This window comes from Massilia sp. ST3 (assembly GCF_018119405.1).
Taxonomy (GTDB): Bacteria; Pseudomonadota; Gammaproteobacteria; order Burkholderiales; family Burkholderiaceae_D; genus Telluria.
Window position 1 is genome coordinate 46624 of record NZ_JAGPWC010000026.1, and the last position, 21865, is coordinate 68488.

General features: G+C 68.9%; 16 protein-coding genes. 6 read left to right on the forward strand and 10 right to left on the reverse strand.

The features are described 5' to 3' along the window. Positions 1–295 precede the first annotated feature (295 nt). The 6 genes from KBW98_RS11285 (at position 296) to KBW98_RS11310 (ending at position 8194) form a co-directional block, all read left to right on the forward strand. On the forward strand, positions 296–1705 hold the full coding sequence (locus KBW98_RS11285) for a pitrilysin family protein (RefSeq protein WP_211520233.1): 1410 nt from the start codon (positions 296–298) through the stop codon (positions 1703–1705). 10 nt (positions 1706–1715) lie between these two features. After that, on the forward strand, positions 1716–3149 hold the full coding sequence (locus tag KBW98_RS11290) for a pitrilysin family protein (RefSeq protein WP_211520234.1): 1434 nt from the start codon (positions 1716–1718) through the stop codon (positions 3147–3149). Positions 3150–3323: 174 nt separating this feature from the next. Then, positions 3324–4067, forward strand: a complete 744-nt coding sequence (gene modA, locus KBW98_RS11295) for a molybdate ABC transporter substrate-binding protein (RefSeq protein WP_211520235.1) — start codon at positions 3324–3326, stop codon at positions 4065–4067. Further along, positions 4067–4747 carry a molybdate ABC transporter permease subunit gene (gene modB / locus KBW98_RS11300; RefSeq protein ID WP_211520236.1) on the forward strand — a complete coding sequence of 227 codons (681 nt, stop codon included), beginning with the start codon at positions 4067–4069 and terminating at the stop codon, positions 4745–4747. The genes modA and modB overlap by 1 nt, the downstream gene beginning before the upstream one ends. Then, entirely contained in the window at positions 4744–5838 is a 1095-nt protein-coding gene (gene modC / locus KBW98_RS11305; RefSeq protein ID WP_373888927.1) for a molybdenum ABC transporter ATP-binding protein, read from the forward strand. Before modB ends, modC begins: the two co-directional genes overlap by 4 nt. A 118-nt stretch (positions 5839–5956) precedes the next feature. Next, entirely contained in the window at positions 5957–8194 is a 2238-nt protein-coding gene (locus KBW98_RS11310) for an ATP-binding protein (protein ID WP_211520237.1), read from the forward strand. Between the two features lie 4 nt (positions 8195–8198). On the opposite strand, the gene KBW98_RS11315 is transcribed toward KBW98_RS11310, so the two are convergent. The 10 genes from KBW98_RS11315 to KBW98_RS11360 form a co-directional block, all read right to left on the reverse strand. Further along, positions 8199–10505, reverse strand: coding sequence for a penicillin-binding protein 1A (locus KBW98_RS11315; RefSeq protein WP_373888928.1), 2307 nt, complete (start codon positions 10503–10505; stop codon positions 8199–8201). A gap of 252 nt (positions 10506–10757) precedes the next feature. Then, complete coding sequence (locus KBW98_RS11320) at positions 10758–12653, reverse strand: response regulator (protein ID WP_211520238.1); 1896 nt, start codon at positions 12651–12653, stop codon at positions 10758–10760. Next, positions 12650–14023, reverse strand: coding sequence for a sensor histidine kinase (locus tag KBW98_RS11325; protein WP_211520239.1), 1374 nt, complete (start codon positions 14021–14023; stop codon positions 12650–12652). Before KBW98_RS11325 ends, KBW98_RS11320 begins: the two co-directional genes overlap by 4 nt. After that, on the reverse strand, positions 14020–15054 hold the full coding sequence (locus KBW98_RS11330; RefSeq protein WP_211520240.1) for an ATP-binding SpoIIE family protein phosphatase: 1035 nt from the start codon (positions 15052–15054) through the stop codon (positions 14020–14022). The genes KBW98_RS11325 and KBW98_RS11330 overlap by 4 nt, the downstream gene beginning before the upstream one ends. After that, positions 15042–15509, reverse strand: a complete 468-nt coding sequence (locus tag KBW98_RS11335) for an anti-sigma regulatory factor (protein WP_211520241.1) — start codon at positions 15507–15509, stop codon at positions 15042–15044. The genes KBW98_RS11330 and KBW98_RS11335 overlap by 13 nt, the downstream gene beginning before the upstream one ends. After that, entirely contained in the window at positions 15509–15865 is a 357-nt protein-coding gene (locus tag KBW98_RS11340) for an STAS domain-containing protein (protein ID WP_211520242.1), read from the reverse strand. The genes KBW98_RS11335 and KBW98_RS11340 overlap by 1 nt, the downstream gene beginning before the upstream one ends. Before the next feature lie 10 nt (positions 15866–15875). Then, positions 15876–16742, reverse strand: coding sequence for an STAS domain-containing protein (locus KBW98_RS11345; protein WP_211520243.1), 867 nt, complete (start codon positions 16740–16742; stop codon positions 15876–15878). Between the two features lie 267 nt (positions 16743–17009). Next, a complete protein-coding gene (locus KBW98_RS11350; protein ID WP_211520244.1) occupies positions 17010–20138 on the reverse strand; it encodes an efflux RND transporter permease subunit in 3129 nt (1042 codons plus the stop codon). 15 nt (positions 20139–20153) lie between these two features. Next, a complete protein-coding gene (locus tag KBW98_RS11355) occupies positions 20154–21326 on the reverse strand; it encodes an efflux RND transporter periplasmic adaptor subunit (protein WP_211520245.1) in 1173 nt (390 codons plus the stop codon). Next, a partial coding sequence (locus KBW98_RS11360) for a TolC family protein (RefSeq protein WP_211520246.1) occupies positions 21323–21865 on the reverse strand: 543 nt, incomplete at its 5' end. The genes KBW98_RS11355 and KBW98_RS11360, both read right to left, overlap by 4 nt.

Here is a 21865-nt window from a genome sequence, read left to right on the forward strand (position 1 = left end):
AGTCTTGTCCGGCCCCGGGACGCTCGTGGCATTCCAGGCAGCATACCTTAGCATGTTGCAACTATATCGTGGTCCCCCACCCCGCTGCGGGCAGATGCGACGAACTGCACAAAACGCGGAACAGAGCGCAGATCCGGCGGACGGATGTCCCTCGCGCAAACTTCGACAACACATGAGCTGGCGCAATAAAAAGATTACTTATTGACATGACATTGCGCTAAGATGCGGACCTTGACGGCACGCAAAGCTGTCATCAAAAAAGCTCACTTTTCAGAGTTCATTTTCGAGGTCACCCATGCGCATGCGCCAATTACCTGTTTTGCTGGCCGGGCTCACCGTTTCGCTGTCGGCGTTCGCCGCCAAGTCGGACCAGTGGACGCTTCCGGTCAACGTCAAGAAACTCGATAACGGCCTGACCGTCATCGTCTCGGAAGACCGCAGCTCGCCGACGGTCGGCGTCTCGGTGGTTTATCATGTGGGCATGCGCCTCGAGCCGAAGAACCGCACCGGCTTCGCCCACCTGTTCGAACACCTGATGTTCCAGGGCACGCCGAACGCGCCGAAGGGCGTGTTCGACACCACCATCACCGCCGGCGGCGGCCGCAACAACGGCTCGACCCGTCCTGACTTCACCAACTACATCGAGACCGCGCCGGCATCGGCGCTGGAGCCGATCCTGTGGCTGGAAGCGGACCGGATGAAGACCCTCGATTTCAACGCGGCGACCCTGAAGAACCAGCAGGACGTGGTCAAGGAAGAGATCCGCGTGAACGTGAAGAACCAGCCCTACGGCGGCTTCATGTGGATCGACATCAGCCAGCAGGCCTTCCAGAAATGGGAGAACAACCACGATGGCTACGGCAGCTTCGAAGACCTGGAAAACGCCAACCTGGAAGACGTGCGCGCCTTCCACCGCGACTACTATGGCCCCAACAACGCGGTGCTGGCGATCGCCGGCGACATCACGCCGCAGCAGGGCTTCGCCCTGGCCGAGAAATACTTCGGCAAGATCGCGGCCCGCCCGACCCCGAAACCGGGCGACTTCAGCGAGCCGCTGAACACCGCCGAGAAGCGCGTGGTGCAGAGCGACGCCCTGGCCCAGGTGCCGGCGATCGCCGCCGCGTGGAAGGTGCCCGAGCGCGGCAGCAAGGATCAGGCGGCGATCGCCGTGCTGGCCGAGCTGCTGGCCGGCGGCGACGCTTCGCTGTTCTACCAGGGCCTGGTGAAGGGCCGCGAAATCGCCCTCAACGTCGACACCCTGTTCGGCCTGACCAGCCCATGGGAATACGACGGTCCGACCCTGCTGACCGTGTTCGCGCTGTACAAGCCGAACAGCAGCGCCGATGCCCTGCTCAAGGCCATGGACGAGGAAATCGCCAAGGTCGCCGAGAAGGGCGTGGACGACGCCACCCTCAAGCGCGTCAAGACCCGCATGATCGCCGACTGGAACAACAAGCTGGAAAGCTTCATCAACCGCGCCGACACCCTGGCCAAGCTGCAGACCCTGTGGGGCGACGCCAACGTGGTCAACAAGATCCCGGGCTGGATCGAAGGCGTCACATCAAGCGACATCCAGCGCGCGGTGCGTACCTACATCGTCCCGACCAACCGGACCGTCATCGACCGCAAGCCGGCCGCCATGGTGGCCGCAGCAGGTCAAACCACCGCCCCAGCCACCCCTGCGCCTGCCGGCGCCTCGAAATAAGGAGCGCATCATGAAGAAACTGATGCCTGTGCTTTCCATCTCCTTGGCCGTCTCGCTCGCCTTCGCGCCGGAGGCCGCATTCGCCGAAACCGCCGCACCGGCGGCCGCCAAGTCGGACATGCCGGCCTACGGCGCCGACAAGCCGATCCCGGTGCCGAAGATCACCAAGAAAACCCTGGCCAACGGCCTGACCGTCTGGGTCGTGCCGCGCAAGGGCCTGCCGCGCGTGGACTACGTGCTGGCGATCCGCGGCGCCGGCTATGCCGCCGACGCGCCCGCCAACCAGGCCTTCGCCGGCATGCTGGCCAGCATGCTCAACGAAGGCACCGCCAAGCGCGATTCGCGCGCCATCGCCGAAGCGGCCCAGGGCATGGGCGGCGAAGTCGGCGCCAGCCCGGCCTCGGACGGCATCGTGATCCAGGCCAACGCCCTCACCTCGCACGCCGGCGCGATGATGCAGCTGCTGGCGGAAGTGGCGCGTACTCCGTCTTTCCCCGAAGGCGAGATCCAGCTGGCCAAGGCCAATGCGCTGCAGTCGCTGCGCGTGTCCGAGACCCAGCCGGCCTTCCGCGCCGAGCGCGCCATCAACAAGGCCGTGTACGGCGACCATCCCTACGCCCGCACCACGCCGACCGTGGAGTCGATCAATGCGGTGAACCAGGAGATGCTGCGCGCCGAACACGCCAAGCGCTTCCGCCCGGACCGCGCCCTCCTGGTCGTGGCCGGCCGCATCACCGACGCCGAAGCCATGAAACTTGCGCAGCAGGCCTTCGGCGACTGGAAGGCGAGCGGCGCGGCGCTGCCAGAGACGGCCGCCGCGCCGGTGACGGCCAAGCCGGCCCGCGTGCTGGTGCAGCGCGACGGCAGCGTGCAGTCGGCGCTGCGTCTGGGCAGCCCGGGCATCGCTGCCAGCGCCGAGGACCAGATCCCGCTGCGCCTGGCCAGCACCATCCTGGGCGGCGGCTTCTCGAGCCGCATCAACACCAACCTGCGCGAGGAAAAGGGCTATACCTACGGCGCCTCGGCGGGCGCGCGCATGAACCGCGCCGGCGGCGCGATCGTGGGCGGCGCCGAAGTACGCAACGAGGTGACGGCGGCGTCGCTGAACGAATACTTCAGCGAGTACAAGCGCATCGGCGCCGAGCTGGTCCCGGCCAAGGAAATGGACATGAACAAGCGCTACATGGCGGGCGGCTACCTGCTGACCAACCAGCTGCAGCGCGGCGTTGCGACCACCCTGGCCGCGAACTGGCTGGTGGGCCTGCCGGCCGAGTTCCTCGGCCAGTACGTGCCGCTGATCCAGAAGGTCACGCCGGAACAGGTGCGCACCGTGTCGAAGAAGTACTTCGCGCCGGAGAACCAGTCGATCGTCGTGGTGGGCGACGCCAAGGCCGTGGGCGAACAGCTCAAGAGCTTCGGCGAGTTCACCGTCACTGACAAGTAAGCCTATTGGCACCACCGTCGTCCCCGCGCAGGCGGGGACCCAAGTTCTGCCGGCGTCATCGAAACGCTCGCAAGCTTGGGTCCCCGCCTGCGCGGGGACGACGCGTTTCCGGCCCATCCGTTATACACTGCCGCCTATGCCATTCACGATCGCGTCCAGCCCAGCTTCGAATCCATGAAACACCTTGCCTGCCTGCTCGCCGGTTTCGCCTGCACCCTGGCCGCCCACGCCGGCGAAGTTCAGGTCGCGGTTGCGGCGAACTTCACCGCGCCGATGCAGGCCATCGCCGCCCGGTTCGAACAGGACACCGGCCACAAGGCCCTGCTGGCCTTTGGCGCCACCGGCAAGTTCTACGCCCAGGTGCGCAACGGCGCGCCCTTCGAAGTGCTGCTGGCGGCAGACGACGAGACCCCGGCCAGGCTGGAAAACGAAGGCCAGGCGGTGGCCGGCACCCGCTACACCTACGCCGTCGGCCGCCTGGTGCTGTGGTCGGCGCAGGCCAAGCTGGTGGACGGGCGCGGCGAGGTGCTCGAGTCGCCGGACTTCCGCCACCTGGCCATCGCCAATCCCAAGACCGCGCCCTACGGCGCCGCGGCGATCACGGTGCTCGACCGGCTCGGCCTGCGCGCGGCCGTCCAGCCGCGCATCGTCCAGGGCGAAAGCATCGCCCAGGCCTACCAGTTCGCCAGCACCGGCAACGCGGAACTCGGCTTCGTCGCCCTGTCCCAGGTCTGGCGCGACGGCAGGTTCACGGCCGGCTCCGGGTGGATCGTGCCCGCCCGCCTGCACGAACCGATCCGCCAGGACGCGGTGCTGCTCGCCAAGGGCCGCGCCAACCCGGCCGCCAGGGCGCTGCTCGCCTACCTGCGCTCGGCCGAGGTGCAGGCCCTGATCCGCTCCTACGGCTACGAGACCTGATGCAGGCTGCCGATCTCGCCGCGGTCTGGCTGACACTGAAGCTGGCCACCCTGGTCACCCTCTTGCTGCTGCTGCTCGGCACGCCGCTGGCCTGGTGGCTGGCGCGCACCCGCTCGCGCCTGAAGAACGCGGTGGTCGCCGTCGTCGCCCTGCCCCTGGTGCTGCCGCCCACCGTGCTGGGCTTCTACCTGCTGCTGGCGATGGGTCCCGACGGCCCGCTGGGCCGGCTCGGCGGCCTGTTCGGCCTGGGCACCCTGGCTTTTACCTTCCCCGGCCTGGTGATCGCCTCGGTGCTGTACTCGATGCCCTTCGTGGTGCAGCCGCTGCAGAACGCCTTCGAGGCCATCGGCGAGCGTCCGCTGGAGGTGGCGGCCACCCTGCGCGCCGGCCCCTGGGATACCTTCTGGTCGGTGGTGATGCCGCTGGCCCGGCCCGGTTTCGTGACCGGCGCCATCCTCGGCTTCGCCCACACCATCGGCGAGTTCGGCGTGGTGCTGATGATCGGCGGGAACATCCCGGACCGCACGCGCGTGGTCTCGGTGCAGATCTACGACCACGTCGAGGCAATGGAGTATGCCCAGGCCCACTGGCTGGCGGGCGGCATGCTGGTGTTCAGCTTCCTGGTGCTGCTGGCCCTGTACACCCTGTATCCGCAATCGATGCGCGGGGTGCGCCGGTGAGCATCCACGCCCGCTTCCACATCGACCGCGGAAGCTTCGCGCTCGACGTCGACCTGAGCTTGCCCGCGCAGGGCGTGAGCGCCCTGTTCGGCCATTCCGGCTCGGGCAAGACCACCCTGCTGCGCGCCATCGCGGGCCTCGAGCGCGCGCCGGGCGGCGCCATGGCGCTCGGGGACGAGGTCTGGCAGGACGAGTCAAAGGGCGTCTTCGTGCCCACCTGGCAGCGCGCGGTCGGCTATGTGTTCCAGGAAGCCAGCCTGTTCCCGCACCTGAGCGTGCGCGGCAACCTGGAGTTCGGGCAGCGGCGCGCCGGGCGGATGGAGCGCCGCGCCGCGAACCGCCAGCCCTCGCTGGACGCCATCGCCGAACTGCTCGGCATCGCGCCCCTGCTCGGCCAGGACCCCGCGCGCCTCTCCGGCGGCGAGCGCCAGAGGGTGGCGATCGCGCGCACCCTGCTCGCCGCGCCGCGCCTGCTCCTGATGGACGAACCGCTGGCCGCGCTCGACCTCAAGCGCAAGCTCGAGATCCTTCCCTACCTCGAACGCCTGCACGACGAGCTGGCCCTGCCCATCATCTACGTCAGCCATGCGGCGGACGAGGTGGCGCGCCTGGCCGACTACCTGGTGCTGCTGGACGCCGGCCGCGTGACCGCCAGCGGCCCGCTGGGCGAACTGCTGGCCCGCATCGACCTGGCGGGCGCCTTCGACGAGGATGCCGGCGTGGTGGTCGAGGCCGTGCTCGAAGGCCAGGACGAGGACGGCATGGCGCGCCTGTCCTTCCCGGGCGGGACGCTGTACGCGGCGCGGCGCGGAGGCGTCGGCGCGCCCGGCAGCCGGGTGCGCTGCCGCATCCAGGCGCGCGACGTCAGCCTTGCGCTGGAACGGCCGCGCGCCACCAGCATCGCCAACATCCTGCCGGCCGAGGTGCGCGAAGTAGCATGCGCCGGTCCCGCAGGCCAGGTACTGGTGCGCCTGCGGAGCGGAGAGACGGCTCTGCTGGCGCGCATCAGCGAACGCTCGCGCCGCGAGCTCGCGATCGCGCCCGGCGCCCGGGTCTGGGCCCAGGTCAAGGCGGTGGCGCTGCTGGCCTGAAGCGCCGTTCCCGCCCGGCCTGCGGTGCAAGCCTTGCGGCCCCCATCCTGCTAGAATTGCCCGGTTTCGCGTACGCAACCATCCGGATGCGGCGAAGTGCGGGCAGCCCTTTCCCCTGATGAAAACGCGTAGCTACCTCACTGCGATCATCCTGATCGTCCTCGTTCCTTTCCTCGCCATGTCCGCGTGGGGCCTGTCCATGCTGCTCGAGGACGAGAAGGAAGCGCGCCTGCAGGCGGTGGCCGAGAAAACGCGCTCGGTCGCGCTGTCGATCGACCAGGAGCTGGCCAGCGCCGAAGGCGCCCTGCGCGTCATCTCCCAGACCGAGGCGATGAACAGCGAGGATTTCCGCACCCTGTATGCGCTGATGCGCAAGACCATCACCTCGCCGGACTCCTGGGGCGTGCTCTACGACGCCGGCGGGCGCATGCTGCTGCATACCCACCACCCCTTCGGCCAGCCGGCCGACGACGGCCCCAACCCCTGGGTGCTGGACGCGATCGCGCGCCGCAAGCCGAGCGTCTCCAACCTGCGCGAAGGACGGGCGGGCAAGTCGCGGGTGGTGTCGGTCCACATCCCCATCGTTACCGCAAGCGGCCGCGCCTTCCTGATCTCGCAGACCTTCCACAACACCCACTTCACCGGTCTCCTGCAGCGCAAGGACCTGCCCGCCACCTGGGTGGTGGGCCTGTTCGGCGCCGACGGCGTCAGCATCGCGCGCAGCACGCGCGAACACGAGTTCGTCGGCACGCGCGTACGTCCCGAGCTGCTCGAGGCCGCGCAGCGCCAGTTCAGCGGCCGCATCGTGAACCGCACGCGCGACGGCTTCATGGCCTACAACAGCTTCACCCACACTTCGCGCGCCGCCTGGACGGTGGCGATCGCGGCGCCGCGCGACGAGATCAACAGCCCGGCGCGCAACGCGACCTGGTTCGCGGCCCTGGTGCTGCTGGTCGCCCTGGGCTGCGCCGGGGCCGGCATCGTGCTGTTCGCGCGGCGCATCACGGGCTCCTACCAGCTGACCCTGGCGGCGGCGAAGACGCTCGAGACCGGAGGCATTCCCACGCCGGTCGGCTCCGGCGTGCTGGAAGCCGACTTGCTGCAGCGCGCCCTGCGCGACGCCGGGGTCGAGCTGGCGCACCAGAACGAGGCGCGCCAGGCCCTGGAACGCGAGCGCGAAACCCTGCTCGCCAGCGAGCGCGATGCGCGGCGCGAGGCGGAAAACCAGAACCATGCCAAGGACGAGTTCCTGGCGATGCTGGCGCACGAGCTGCGCAATCCGCTGGCGCCGATCTCCGCCGCGGCCCAGACGCTCGGACTGCAGATCCATAACGAGCGCGCCGTGCGTCGCGCCGGCGAAGTCATCGTGCGCCAGGTCGACCACCTCAAGTCGCTGATCAACGACCTGCTCGACGTCTCGCGCGTAACCCGCGGCCTGGTCGCGATCGAGCAGGACGAGGTCGAGATCGGGCCGATCGTGGCCAGCGCCGTCGAGCAGGCCCAGCCCCTGATCCAGTCCCGCGGCCATGCGCTGGACATCCAGGTGCACTGCCCGCACGCCCGCATCCGCGGCGACCGCGTGCGCCTGATCCAGGTGATCAGCAACCTGCTGAACAACGCGGCCAAGTACACGCCCGCGAGCGGCGCCATCACGCTGGCTGCGCAGCTGCGCGGCGGCGAAGCGGTGATCGAGGTGACGGACAACGGCATGGGCATCGACCGCGAGCTGCTGCCGCATGTGTTCGACCTGTTCCGCCAGGCCAAGCGCAGCTCGGAGCGCGCCCAGGGCGGGCTGGGGCTCGGCCTGGCGCTGGTGCGCAGCATCATGGCCCTGCACGGCGGCCGCGTGGAAGCGCACAGCGAGGGGCTGGGCAAGGGCGCGCGGTTCACGCTGTTCCTGCCCCTGCACGCGGCGGACACCGGTCCGAACGGCGACGCCGCGCCCGAGGCGTCCAGGCCGGCGGCGCCCGTGCGCCTGATGATCGTCGACGACAACCTCGATGCCGCGCGCGCGCTGGCCACCCTGCTCGAAGCCAAGGGACACAGCGTCGCGATGGTGGCGGACGCGCACGCCGCCCTCGAACGCAGCGCGGCGGAGTCCTTCGCCGTGTACATCCTGGACATCGGCCTGCCCGGCATGGACGGCTACGAACTGGCGCGCCGCCTGCGCGCCGGCCCCGCCGCCCATTCCGTGCTGGTGGCCCTGACCGGCTACGGCCAGGCCGAGGATATCGAGCGCGCCTACGCGGCCGGCTTCGACCACCACTTCGTCAAGCCGATCGACATCGAAGCCCTGGACCGCATCCTGGGCGCGGCGGCCCCGCGCGCCGGCCACGACCCCGCCGCCGGGTCCTAGCGACTCAGTCCGGAAGCGTGGCGGGTTCGGCCGGCGCCGCTGCCTCCGGCGGCTGCTCGGCGAACTCGCTGTAGACCCAGTCCTCGCCCGCCTTCACCACGCCTTCCGGCACCAGCGGCGCCCGCTCGGGGGTCCTGGCCAGCGCGACGCGCATGTAGTCGACCCACATCGGCAGCGCCAGGGTAGCGCCGAACTCGCGTCCGCCGAGCGAGCGCGGATCGTCATAGCCCATCCAGGCCACCGCCGCGATGCTGCCGCCGTAGCCGGCGAACCAGCCGTCGACCGCATTGGTGGTGGTGCCGGTCTTGCCCGCGAGGTCGCCGCGCCTGAGCTGGCGCGAGGCTTCCGCACCGGTGCCCTGGCGCGCCACGTCGCGCAGCATGCTGTCGGTGATGAAGGCATTGCGGGAGTCCAGCACGCGGGTGCGCTCCGGGCGCGCCGGGCGTGTGTTGTCGACCACCACCGTGCCGTCCTTGTCCTGGATGCGCGCGATCAGCCAGGGCTCGACGCGGTAGCCGCCGTTGGCGAGCACGGCGTAGGCGCCGGCCATCTGCAGCGGCGTCACCGCGCCCGTGCCCAGGGCCATGGTGAGGTTGCGCGGATGGCGCGCCGGATCGAAGCCGAAACGCCCGATGAAGTCGCGCGTGTAGTCGACCTCCAGGGTGCGCAGCATGCGCACGGTGGGCACGTTGCGCGAGTGGGTCAGCGCGCGCCTTACCGTGATCTGTCCCTCGAACACGCCGTCGTCATTGCGCGGCGACCAGTTGGCGATCGCCGGTTCGTTGGAAAAATCGAGCGGCTCGTCCAGGATCGGCGTGCCGGGGAAGAAACCCCGCTCCAATGCCGCCGAGTAAACGAAGGGCTTGATCGCCGATCCCGGCTGGCGCCAGGCCTGGGTCACGTGGTTGAACTGCTGCAGCTGGAAATCGAAGCCGCCGACCAGGGCGCGGTAGGCGCCGGTGTTGGCGTCGAGGGCCACGAAGGCGGCCGCCACCTGGGGCACCTGGGCGATCGACCACTCGCCCTTGCCCGACTTGCCGACCCTGATGACGGCGCCCGGCGTCAGTTTCAGGGACGGTTTGGCCGCCGGCGCCAGCGCCGCGGCGGCGAAGCCCAGGCCGGAGGCGCCGATCTCGATGATCTCGCCGCCCTGGGTCATGGCGCGCACCCGCTTGGGCGAGGCGGCCAGCACCACGGCGGGCGCCAGGCCGTCGATCGAGGGCCGCTTCTGCAATGCCTCGGCGACCGCCTCCTCGCGGCTGTCCGCATCCTTGGGCAGCGCGATGCGCGCTTCCGGGCCACGGTAGCCGTGGCGCCGGTCATAGGCCAGCACGTTGCGGCGCACCGCGTCGTGGGCCGCGGCCTGCTCGGCCGCGACGATGGTGGTGGTGACGGTGATGCCGCGCTCGTAGCTGGCCTGCCCGAAGCGCGCGAAGGCGGCCTGGCGCGCCAGTTCAGCCACGTATTCGGCCTTGGCGCCCAGGTTCGATGCATCGCGTTTCACGCGCAGCGGCTCGGCCAGCGCGCGCCGGTACTGCGCCTCGGTGATGTTCCCCAGTTCGAACATGCGCTTGAGCACCAGCTGCTGGCGCTTTTGCGCGCGCGCCGGATTCGCCACCGGATTGTGGCGCGACGGGTTCTGCGGCAGGCCGGCCAGCATCGCGAATTCGGCCAGGCCGAGCTGGTCGAGGGGCTTGCCGAAATAGGTGCGCGCGGCGCTGGAAAAGCCGTAGGAACGCTGGCCCAGGTAGATCTGGTTCATGTAGACCTCGAGGATCTGGTCCTTGCTCAGGGCGCGTTCGATCTTGTAGGCCAGCGCCGCCTCGGTCAGCTTGCGCGGCAGGGTCTTGTCGCGGGTCAGGAAGAAGTTGCGCGCCACCTGCATCGTGATGGTCGAGCCGCCCTGGAGCGAGCCACCGCCCAGGTTGGCCTTGGCCGCGCCCAGCACGCGGATCCAGTCGATGCCGCCATGGTCGTAGAAGCGCGCGTCCTCGATCGCCAGCACGGCCGCCTTCATCAGCGGCGGGATCTTCGCGATCGGCACGAACTCGCGGCGCTCGACGCCGAACTCGCCGATCAGCACATTGTCGGCGGAGTAGACCCGCAGCGGGATCTTGGGGCGATAGTCGGTGATGGCCTTGATGTCCGGGACATCCGGGAGTTCCGGAACGATGGACGCGTTCGCGGCGGGCATGGCGGCGAGCAGCAGTGCGCCTGCCAGCGCGAGACGGGTGGCGGTCGAGGTCCGCCCGGAAGGCTGGGCGGAAGGACGGATCGATGTATTCATGCGGTAGAGGTGGGTTGATTGCATGGCCGCGATCATACCCGCGCGCCGCTGGGGAAGCATGCGGAATGCACGGGGTAGCGCCGCCTGCCCTGCCGGGGTGCAGCCGGCGCTACCGGAGGGGTCGTGAGGATGTGCGCATTCCCTGCATTGCAACAGGTGGATGGGTAGAGGTCCCGATTTCGTGCCGGATGATCTCGCCGCAAACTACCAACGCGTGGGCGGGGAACCCGCCCACCGTACGAACGCTCGACACAGCCCTGCGCTGCCGGGGTGGCGCTAGCTGCCGCGCAGCGCCTTTTCCAGGTCGTCCAGCTCGGCCGGCTTGACCAGGTGGGCGTCGAAACCCGCTTCCTGGGCGCGGCGGCGGTCTTCCGGCGAGCCGTAGCCGGTGTGCGCCACCAGGCGGATGTCGGCCAGCCGGGGATTGCGCTTGATGCGGCGCGCGACCTCGTAGCCATCCACGCCGGGCAGGCCGATGTCGAGCACGATCACGTCCGGCTTGTGCTGCAGGGCCAGCGTTTCGATCTGGCTGGCGTCGGCCGTGGTGCAGGTCTCGTAGCCCATCTCGCCAAGCAGGAAGCCCATCATTTCCATGGCGTCGACGTTATCGTCGACCAGCAGTACGCGCATACCGGCGCCCTCCTTGTGTGTACATTCAACTTCCCCGTGCGGCTGCGCGTTCTGGGTCACGCGCAGCACCGGCAACTCGACCGTGAAGGTGCTGCCCATGCCGATGCCGGCGCTGTCGGCCGACAAGCGCCCGCCGTGCAGGCCGATCAGGTGCGAGACCAGCGACAGGCCGATGCCCAGGCCTTCCGGCGCGCGGTCCGGCGGCACCGCCACCTGGGCGAACATGCCGAAGATGCGCGGCAGGTTGTCCTCGGCGATGCCGATGCCGTTGTCCCGTACCGCAATGCGCGCGCGCCCGTCGCCGCCAAGACTCACGCTCAGGGCGATCTCGCCATTGGTCGGCGTGAACTTTGCCGCATTATGCAGCAAATTCCCGATCGACTGCGCCAGGCGCACCGAGTCGCCCGAGACCCAGATCTGTTCCGCCGGCTGGCGCACGTCCAGGTGGTGGCCGCGCGCGGTGATCAGGGGGCCGGCCGTCTCGATCGCCTGGGCGATCACGGCGCCCAGGTCGACCTCTTCGGTGCGCAGCACGATCTTGCCTTCCGAGATACGGGCCACGTCGAGCAGGTCGTCCACCAGGTGCGCCAGGTGGTCGACCTGGCGCGTGATGACCTCGCGCGCGCGCGCCTGGCGCTCGGTCGCGCTTTCGCCCGTTGCGCTCAGCAGCGCGGCCGCGTTGCGGATCGGGCTCAGCGGATTGCGCAGCTCGTGCGCCAGGGTGGCCAGGAACTGGTTCTTGTTGCTGTCGGCCGCGCGCAGTAGCGCTTCCATCTCCTTGCGCGCGGTGATATCGCTGGTCACGCGCGCCACGCGGTAGACCCTGCCGCGCGAGTCGCGTACCGGGAACAGGCGGTCGCGCACCCAGCGCGTCTGGCGGCCCGGTCCACCGATGCGGAACTCCTCGTCGTAGTGGTGCTCGCTGGCCATGGCATCCCAGCGGCGAGCCATCTCGGCGCGGTCGTCCGGATGCACGGCGTCGAGCCAGCCTCCCGGCTGCTCGCCCAGCTCCTCGGCGCTGCGGCCCCAGATCTCGGCATAGGCCGGGCTGACGTAGACCAGTTCGCGGCCGGGCACCGAAAACATCCAGAACACGTCGTCGATGTTGTCGGTCAGCTGGCGAAATCGTTCCTCGCTGTCGCGCAGGTCGACCTGGGCCTGGCGCATGCGCAGCAGCGCGTTGACGTTGGCGATCAGCTCGTCGGCCTCGATCGGCGCCGCCAGGTAATTATCGGCGCCGCCCTCCAGGCCGCGGATCTTGTCGGCGCGCCCGGTCAGCGCGGCCGAGGTCTGCAGCACCAGCACCTTGCTGGTCTCGGAATCGGCCTTGATGCGGCGGCACACCTCGATGCCGTTGATGTCGGGTAGCTTCACGTCGAGCAGTACCAGGGCCGGCGCGGTGCGCCTGACGATGTCCAGCGCATCGGTGCCGTTGGCGGCCTCCACCACCTCGAAGCCCGCGCTCTGCAGGATGCGGGTCTTGGCGTAGCGGGCGCCGTCGTTGTCGTCAACGTTGAGTATCAGGGTCGAGTGGGCGTTCATGGTTCGTTTCCGTCATTCTCCGCCGGCGGCTGTGGCGGCCGGCGCGGCAAGGTGAGCGTGAATGTCGAGCCGACGCCTACCGCGCTGGTAACGTCGACCCTGCCGCCGAGCAGCTCGGCGAGCTTGCGGCATAACGGTAGTCCAAGCCCGGTCCCCTTGCTGCGCCGCTGCAGCGGGTGCTCGATCTGGCTGAACTCCTCGAAAATCAATTGCAGGTTTTCCGGGCTGATGCCGATGCCGGTATCGGCCACCCCGAACGAGATGGTATCCGCTTCCAGGTCGAGATTCGCGAATACCAGCACCGACCCCTGCTCGGTGAACTTGAGCGCGTTCGAGATGAAGTTGCGCAGGATCTGCTGGATCTTGCCCTCGTCGGAATGGAAAGGTTCTTCGAGACCCGAGGGCTCGAAGATCAGCTCCACCCGGCCTTCGTCCACCAGCGGGCGCATCATGCCCTTGAGGGTGCGGAACAGGTTCTCGACCACCACCGGCTCGACCGCGAGCTGCACTCTGCCGGCCTCGATCTTGGCCAGGTCGAGCAGGTCGTTGACCAGCTCGGACAGGTCGCCCGCGGCCTTGGCGATGAACCCCACCTGGCGCTCCTGCTCCACCGTCAGCTCGCCGTCCATGCGGTCCAGCAGCAGCTGGGCCAGGGCGCGGATCGAGGACAGCGGGGTACGCAGTTCGTGGCTGGTGTTGGACAGGAAGCGCGACTTCATTTCGTCGGCGCGGCGCAGGCGCTCGGCCTTGTCCTCGATCTCGGCGTACAGGGCCACGATGCCGCGGTTGGTGTCTTCCAGCTCGCGTGTCAGCGACAGCAGGTCTTCCTGGCGCTCGCGCAGCTCGGCCAGCGTGGCCAGCAGTTCCTGGTTCTGCAGCTGCAGCTCGTGCATCGCGTTCGACACCGGGCTGTCGGCCAGGCGCGCGCCGATCTCGGCCAAGCGCGGCGGCGCGATGCGTTCCTGCGGCGGCAGCGCCTTGCGCACCGTGACCGTGGTCGCACCCTGCACGCCCGGATCGACCTCGCAGGCGTCCATCAGGCGGTGCGCGGTGATGATCGCCAGTTCGTGCAGCGACTGCGCCCCGGGCTCGGTCTCGGGCGCGGCGGTGGCCTCGCGCGGCCCCATGCCGGCGCTGACCAGCACCTCGAGGTGCTGGCGGCCGCCCATGTCGCGCAGCTGGAACTGGGCGCGGCCGCCGGAGCCGTGCTGGCATGCACCGCGCGCCACTTCCGACACCGCGGTGGCGACGCGTACCTGGTCCTGCTGCGAAAAGCCCAGCAGTGCGGAAATCTGGCGCGCGCGCTGGCGCACCAGCACCACGTCCTGGTCGCGGTCCAGGCCGACGCTCAGGATGCGCTGGACGTTCACCGGCGCGCCTCGCGGCGCTTGACCACCAGCACCATCGCATCGTCGCGGCGCCGGATGTAGTCGCGCATCAGGATCGCGGCGATCAGGGCCGGACTGCGTCCCTCCAGCCCCGGATAGCGGTCCAGGTCCCACTGGGTCTGGATGCCGTCCGAGTGCAGGATGCACAGGGCATCGGGCGGAAACGGCAGCACGAACTCCTGCACCTTGCGCATGTTGTGACCCACGATGCCGTTGTGCGATACCAGGGAGCGGCGCGCGCCGTCGGCGGCGATCACGCAGCCCGCGATATTGCCGATGCCGGCGAAGCGCAGCTCGTCGCTGGCGTAGTCCAGACGGGCGGTGGCTAGCGCGGCGCCGCGCGTGATGCGCAGGGACTCGTGCGCAGCCTGCATCAAGGCGCCCGCCTCCGCGCGCGGGCGCTGCTCGATCGCGCCGATCGCCGCGTTGGCGGCGCGCGCCGCTTCCGGCCCGTGACCCAGGCCGTCGGCCGCAAGCAGGCTGGCGCCGCCGGCGTCGCAGGCGACCGCCCAGCCATCGCCGCACTCCTCCTCGCCCGCCATCGGCGTCCACAGAGCGCCGACCTCCAGCCCGCAGGGGTCGGGCGGCGGCTCGTCGCGCCACAGGCGCATGAAGAATACCGACCCCTTGCCATGCTCGGAAAACACGTCGAATTCGTTCGACAGGCGGCGCAGCGCGCCCAGTCCGGTACCGGCGGTGCCGGCGGTCGAAACACCGTCGACCAGGCTATAGGCGAGGTCGGCGATGCCGGGCCCCTTGTCCAGGGCCAGCACGTCGATGCCGACGCCGGATGCCGACTGGGCCGGACCGACATGGATTTCGCCGGCGCCCGCGTGCTTGAGGATGTTGGTGGCTGCCTCCGTGATGATCAAGGCAAGCTGGCCGGCGCGCGTTTCGCCATAGCCGAGCGTGTCGGCCAGCTTCTGACCGGCGCGGCGCACCGCGGCCACGTCGCTCGAATGCTGGATCGTGAAGACGGCCTGGGGCGTGCGCGAGCTGATCAGCGTTTCCATTTGACCACCATGACGGCCGTCCCTTCACCCGGGCGGCTGTCGATATCGAATTCGTCGACCAAACGCTTGGAACCACCCAGGCCGAGACCGAGACCGCCGCCAGTGGTGAAACCGTCGCGTAGCGCGCTGTCGAGGTCGGCGATGCCGGGGCCGGCGTCGACGAAGACCAGCCCGATGCCGTTGCGCACGCCGTCCGACAGGGCGTCCAGGCAGACCGCGCCCCCGCCGCCATACTTCAGCGTGTTGCGCGCCAGCTCGCTGGCCGCGGTAACCAGCTTGGTCTGGTCGACCAGGGACAGAGCGATCGCCACCGCACGTTCGCGCACCTGCTTGCGCAGCCCGACCACGTCTTCGTCCGACCGCAGCGGCAGGATCACCCGCCCCGTGCGCTGCTGGCGGTGGCGCTCCAGCAACTCGGACTCGTACGGGACTGCATTGGTATGCGCGTCACCCATCACTTGTAGCTCTTTCCTAGCAGGGCCATGCCCTTCTCGACGTTGAGCGCGGTCTTCACGCCGTGCAGGGTCAGGCCCAGCTCGACAAGCGTGATCGCGACCGCGGGCTGCATGCCGACCACGACGGTCTGGGCGTCCAGCACGCGCGCCATGGCGGCGGTGTTGCTGATCATACGCCCGATGAAGGAATCGACCAGATCGAGCGCGGAAATGTCGATCAGCACGCCCTTGGCGCCGTCGCGCACGATCCTCTCGGTCAGGTCATCCTGCAAGGTCATGGCGAGGCGGTCATGCATGTCGACCTGGATCGTCACGAGCAGCAGATCGCCCATGCGCAGGATTGGAATCCGTTCCATGGGACTGCCCTCACTCGCCGTGTTTCGACACGAGCGCGGTGCCGGTGCGCTCCAGCGCGACCAGGAAGGCGTCGGCCAGGGTAGCCTTGGTCATCACGTCTTCCAGGTTCACGCCCAGGTGCACGATGGTCTGCGCAATCTGCGGGCGGATGCCGCTGATGATGCAGTCCGCGCCCATCAAGCGGGCGGCGGCGATGGTCTTCATCAGGTGCTGGGCCACTAGGGTGTCCACGGTCGGCACGCCGGTGATATCGATGATCGCGATCGATGCGCCGGTATCGACGATCTTCTGCAGGATGTTTTCCATCACCACCTGGGTGCGGGCCGAATCCAGGGTGCCGATCAGGGGCAGCGCAAGGATGCCGTTCCACAGCTTCACGACCGGGGTCGACAGCTCGAGCAGCTCTTGCTGCTGGCGCACGATGATCATGTCCTTGGTTTTCTGGAACACTTCGATGGTGTACAAGCCGAGCTTGTCCAGCAGGGTGCTCACGATCCAGGACGCGGATGCCAGCGCTGGCGCGTCTTCCGCGAAGAACTCGCGCAAATACTTGAACACCGGCTGCTTGAGCGAGAACACGAAGGTCGCGGTGTCGCTCGGGGTCGAGCCGGACTTGGCGCGGCTCGAGGAAATCTCGGCCAGGAGGTCGCGAACCTCGTCCCAGGAGCGGTGCTCGATGTTGTCGAGTTCGCCGGCGCGGGTGGCTGTGGTGAAGGCGGCCAGGAACTGCTGGCAGTGATTACGCAGTTGCTCACGGGCGGCGCTCGTGCCGCGCACGGAAATCGCCTCCAGCTGGGCCAGCCATTCGGCGCCGATCGCCGCTTCGTTTTCCTGCAACATCTGGCTGATACGGCCTGCGTCATCCTTGGTGGTCATCGATCGATCCCTTTTATACGTTGTCGGTTGAATACTCTACATGGCAATGTCGCTATGCCGGTGTAGATACACGAATGAGATAAACAGCCAACTATACCATTTCAACTACGAAACCCTCGGCACGGTTGAGTTGTCTGACAGATATTTTTGCTGCAAAGATGAAAATTCTTCCGGAATGCCTCAATTGTGTCGCGGCGACGCGACCAATGTTACTTTCGAGGCGCCCGGACATGCGGTCTTTTTCTCTCCGCGGCGCGCCCGGCTCTCTCATTTCTCCCTGCGGTAGACATACTCGTACAGGACCGGCAGGAGCAGCAAGCTGAGCACGGTCGATGAGACGATCCCGCCGATCACGACCGTCGCCAGCGGCCGCTGGACTTCCGCCCCGGTGCCGCTCGCCAGCGCCATCGGCACGAATCCGAGCGAGGCGACGAGCGCCGTCATCAGGACCGGGCGCAGGCGTCCCATCGCGCCCTCCTCCACGGCATGCCGCAGCGGCATGCCCTCCTCGCGCAGCTTGCGGATGAAGCTCACCATCACCAGGCCGTTGAGCACCGCGACCCCGCTCAGGGCGATGAAGCCGACCGCCGCCGAGATCGACATCGGTATGCCGCGCAGCCACAGGGCGCACAGCCCGCCCGTGAGCGCGAACGGGATGCCGGTGAAGACCAGCAGGCCATCCCTGGCGTTGTTGAAGACCAGGTAGAGCAGCGCGAACACCAGCGCCAGCGCCGCCGGCACCACCAGCCGCAGGCGCCCGGCGGCGGCCTGCAGGTGCTCGAACTGGCCGCCCCAGCTGGTCCAGTAGCCCGAAGGGACGGCCACCCGCGCTGCCACCCTTTCCTGCGCCTCGGCCACGAAGGAGCCGATGTCGCGTCCGCGCACGTTGGCGGTGACCACCACGCGCCGCTTGCCCTGCTCGCGGCTGAACTGGTTGGGGCTGGGCGCCAGGTCGAAGCTGGCGATCTCGCCCAGCGCGATGAAGCTGTGCGGGGCGCCCTCTTCCTTCACCGGCAGCGCCACGGGCAGGCGCCGCAGCGCCTCGATGTCGCCGCGCACCTGCTCCGGCAGGCGCACCACGATCTCGAAGCGGCGGTCGCCCTCGAACACGATGCCGGCGGCGCGGCCGGCGGTGGCCGTGGCGATCATTTCCTGCACGTCGCCGATGTTCAGGCCCATGCGCGCGGCGCGCTCGCGGTCGACCTTGATCTGCAACATCGGCAGGCCGGTGGTCTGCTCCACCTGCACCTCGCTCGCTCCCGCCACCTTGCGCAGCTCGGCGGCGACACGCGCGGCGGTGGCGTTCAGCACGTCCAGGTCGTCGCCGAACACCTTCACCGCCACGTCGCTGCGCACGCCGGAAATCAGTTCGTTGACGCGCAGCTGGATCGGCTGGCTGAACTCGTAGCTGTTGCCGGGTAGTCCATCGAGCGTGTGGCGGATCGCCGCCAGCAGCTCCTCGCGCGTCTTCTTCGGGCGCGGCCAGTCGGCTTCCGGCTTGAGCATGATGATGCCGTCGGCCACGCTCGGCGGCATCGGGTCGGAGGCGATCTCCGCGGTGCCGATGCGCGCGAACACCCGCTCGATTTCGGGATAGCTGCGCATCAAGGTGCTCTCGATCTGCTGCTGCATCTTGACCGATTGCGACAGGCTGGTGCCGGGCACGCGCACGGTGAGCACGGCCAGGTCGCCCTCGTTCATGGTGGGCGCGAACTCCAGGCCGAGGCGCGTGGCCATCAGGCTTGATATCGCCAGCACGATGGCCGCAAAGGCCAGCGCCACCGGGCGGTTGGCCATCGCATAGCGCAGGCAGGGCGCATACCAGCGGCGCGCCGCGTGCATCGCGCGGCTGTCCTTTTCCGTCACCTTGTCGCCGATGAACAGGGCCACGGCGGCCGGCACGAAGCTCACCGACAGGATCATCGCGCCAAGCAATGCGATGACCACGGTGAAGGCCATTGGGTGGAACATCTTGCCCTCGATGCCGGTGAGGGCAAAGATCGGCAGGTAGACGATCATGATGATCAGCTGGCCGTAGACGAGCGGACGGCGCGCCTCGCGCGCCGCCTCGAACACCTCGTGGAAGCGCTCTTCGCGCGTGAGCGCCCGCCCCACGCGCGACTGCGCCTGGGCGATGCGGCGCACGCAATTCTCGACGATGACCACCGCGCCGTCGACGATGATGCCGAAGTCCAGCGCCCCCAGGCTGAGCAGGTTGGCGCTGACGCGGTTGCCGACCATGCCGGAAAAGGTAAACAGCATCGCCAGCGGAATCACCATCGCCGTGAGCAAGGCCGCGCGCAGGTTCCCCAGGAACAGGAAGAGTACCGCCACCACCAGCACCGCCCCTTCGAGCAAATTGGTGCGCACGGTGGCGATGGCGCGCTCGACCAGGTCGGTGCGGTCGTAGACCGTCACCGCCTTCACGCCCGTGGGCAGGCTGCGGTTGATCTCGGCCATGCGGCGGTCGACCGCCGTGGACACGGCGCGGCTGTTCTCGCCCAGCAGCATGAACACGGTGCCCAGCACCACTTCCTGGCCGTTCTCGGTGGCGGCGCCGGTGCGCAGCTCGCGCCCGACCGAGACCTCGGCCACGTCGCGGATCCGCACCGGGATGCCGTTCACGGTGGTCACCACGATGTTGCCGATGTCGCCCGTGGATGCCGCCTGGCCCGGCGCGCGCACCAGGTACTGCTCGCCTTCGCGCTCGATATAGCCGGCGCCGACGTTGCTGTTGTTCTTTTCAAGGGCGCGCACGATGTCGGCCAGTTCCAGGCCGTATGACGACAAGGTGGCCGTATCCGGCGCCACCAGGTATTCCTTGTCGTAGCCGCCGATGGAATTGATCTCGGTGACGCCGGGCACGGTGCGCAGTTGCGGCTTGATGATCCAGTCCTGGATCTCGCGCAGGTCGGTCGGCGTGTAGGGCGTGCCGTCGGGCTTCCTGGCGCCGGGCACGGTCTCGACGGTCCATAGATAGATCTCGGACAGCCCGGTGGCGATCGGTCCCATGGCCGGCACCGCGCCCGGCGGCAGCTGGCCGCGCGCATCCTGCAGGCGCTGGCTGACCAGCTGGCGCGCGAAGTGGATGTCGGTGCCTTCCTTGAACACCACCGTCACCTGCGACAGGCCATAGCGCGACAGCGAGCGGAACTGCTCCAGTCCCGGCAGGCCGGAGAGCACGGCCTCGATCGGATAGGTGATGCGCTGCTCGGTCTCGAGCGGCGAATAGCCCGGCGCATGGGTGTTGATCTGCACCTGCACGTTGGTGACGTCGGGGACGGCGTCGATCGGCAGGCGCTGGTAGTGGTAGATGCCGAGGATGGCCATGGCGAACACCGCCAGCATGACCAGCCAGCGGTGGGCGATGGAGGCCCGGATGATGCGTTCGAACATGGGTCGCCTTCTTCGTCAGTGGTGATCGGCCTCGCCCTTGCCCTGCTCCGCCTTGATGGCGAAGCTGCCGGCAGCGGCAACGCGTTCGCCGGCGCGCAGGCCGGACGTGATTTCGACGAAGCGGCCGTCCGAGCGGCCGGTGGCGACGGGCTGGGCGGCGAAGCCCTCCTTGACGCGCCGGTAGACGACCTGGCGTCCATCATGGGTCTGGATCGCTTCGCGCGGCACCGCCACCGCCGCCTGGCTCGAACCGGTGACCACGTCGACGTTCACCGCCAGGCCGGGACGCCAGGCGGCGCCGGGATTGGCCAGCACCACGCGCGCCGTGGCCGAGCGCGAGGCCTCGCCGACCAGCGAGCTGACGAAGCTCACCTTGCCCGGCGCCGAGGTCTCGGAGGCGATGGAACGGATCACGGCGTCGGTGCCGACCCGGACGATGCCGAGGTCCTTGGCCGGCACCACCACGTCGGCCCACACGGTGGACAGGTCGGTCAGGGTGAATACGCGCGTGTCGGCGCCCACCACCTCGCCCAGCGCGATGTGCTTCTCGACGATGATGCCGTCGAAAGGCGCGCGGATCTGCAGGCGGTTAGAGCTCCCGCCTCCGCCGGTGCCGAGCGCCTGCAGCTGCTGGCGCGCGCCTTGCAGGGCGATCTCGGCCTCGTGCAGTTCCTGCTCGGCCTTGAGGAAGTCCTGGCGCGCCGAGACCTGTTCTTCCCATAGGGTCTTTTCAAGCGCGTGCAGCTTGCGCGCATAGGCCAGGCGGCGCTCCGCCGCCGCCAGCGCTCCGCGCTGGGCCGCCACGTCGGCGCTCGCGATCACGGCCAGGACGTCGCCCTTGCGCACCCGGTCGCCCAGGTTGGCGGGCACCGATTCCACCGCGCCCGCCGCGCGCGGGGTGACGTGGGCGGTGCGGTCTTCGTTGAGGGCGATCTGGCCGGGCATGCGCAGGAAGGTTTCCATCTGCATGGGACCGGCATCGATCAGTGCGATGCCGGCGGCTTGCACCTGGGCGTCGCTGAAACGGATCACGCCATGGTCCTCGCTTTCGCCGACATGTTCTTCCTGGGTGCTTTCTGCCGCGTGCTCGTCCGGCGCCGGCGCACGGCCGCGCACCAGCACGAGCGCGGCGATGGCGAGGGCCACCGCCAGCATGATGGCGATTACTTTGGTTTGCTGCTTGTTCATGGGTGCTCCTGGGCCGCGGAGGTTCCCGCCAGCCGCGCGATATCGGCCGCCGCCCGATGGCTCTCGGCGGCGGCGTTCAGGTACTGGTTTTTCGATTGGAACAGCGTGCGCTGGGCGTCGAGCACGTCGAGGAAGCCGAACTTCCCCAGCTCGAAGCCGCGGCTCGCGGCGCGGTAGGCGCTTTCCGCGCCCGGCAGGATCTCGGCCGCGATCACGGCCGCTTCGTCCAGCGCGGCGTCCAGGCGCGCATGGGCCTGGGCCAGCTCGGCGTGCAGGCGCACGCGCTCGGCCTCCTGCTCGTCGCGCGCCTTGTCGACCCGGCGCAGCGCGTCCAGCACCGCGCCCTGGTTGCGGTTGAACAGCGGGATCGGTACCGAGACGCCGACCACGGCCTGGTTGCGGTCCTCGGGCCCTTCGCGGCGCGTGCCGACGATCAGGGTCAGGTCCGGGATGCGGCGCGACTGTTCCACCCGCGCCAGCGCCTCGCGGTGCCAGACCTGGGCGCGCGCACGCTGCATCGACGGCGCCGCGTCGAGCCG

Bases quoted from the DNA above. Each gene is read 5' to 3' on its own strand.
- KBW98_RS11330 (WP_211520240.1), bottom strand. From the start codon at position 15,054: ATGGAAACGCTGATCAGCTCGCGCACGCCCCAGGCCGTCTTCACGATC.
- KBW98_RS11350 (WP_211520244.1), bottom strand. From the start codon at position 20,138: ATGTTCGAACGCATCATCCGGGCCTCCATCGCCCACCGCTGGCTGGTC.
- KBW98_RS11310 (WP_211520237.1), top strand. From the start codon at position 5,957: ATGAAAACGCGTAGCTACCTCACTGCGATCATCCTGATCGTCCTCGTT.
- KBW98_RS11345 (WP_211520243.1), bottom strand. From the start codon at position 16,742: ATGACCACCAAGGATGACGCAGGCCGTATCAGCCAGATGTTGCAGGAA.
- KBW98_RS11320 (WP_211520238.1), bottom strand. From the start codon at position 12,653: ATGAACGCCCACTCGACCCTGATACTCAACGTTGACGACAACGACGGC.
- KBW98_RS11315 (WP_373888928.1), bottom strand. From the start codon at position 10,505: ATGCAATCAACCCACCTCTACCGCATGAATACATCGATCCGTCCTTCC.
- KBW98_RS11285 (WP_211520233.1), top strand. From the start codon at position 296: ATGCGCATGCGCCAATTACCTGTTTTGCTGGCCGGGCTCACCGTTTCG.
- modB (WP_211520236.1), top strand. From the start codon at position 4,067: ATGCAGGCTGCCGATCTCGCCGCGGTCTGGCTGACACTGAAGCTGGCC.
- modA (WP_211520235.1), top strand. From the start codon at position 3,324: ATGAAACACCTTGCCTGCCTGCTCGCCGGTTTCGCCTGCACCCTGGCC.
- KBW98_RS11335 (WP_211520241.1), bottom strand. From the start codon at position 15,509: ATGGGTGACGCGCATACCAATGCAGTCCCGTACGAGTCCGAGTTGCTG.
- KBW98_RS11290 (WP_211520234.1), top strand. From the start codon at position 1,716: ATGAAGAAACTGATGCCTGTGCTTTCCATCTCCTTGGCCGTCTCGCTC.
- KBW98_RS11355 (WP_211520245.1), bottom strand. From the start codon at position 21,326: ATGAACAAGCAGCAAACCAAAGTAATCGCCATCATGCTGGCGGTGGCC.
- KBW98_RS11340 (WP_211520242.1), bottom strand. From the start codon at position 15,865: ATGGAACGGATTCCAATCCTGCGCATGGGCGATCTGCTGCTCGTGACG.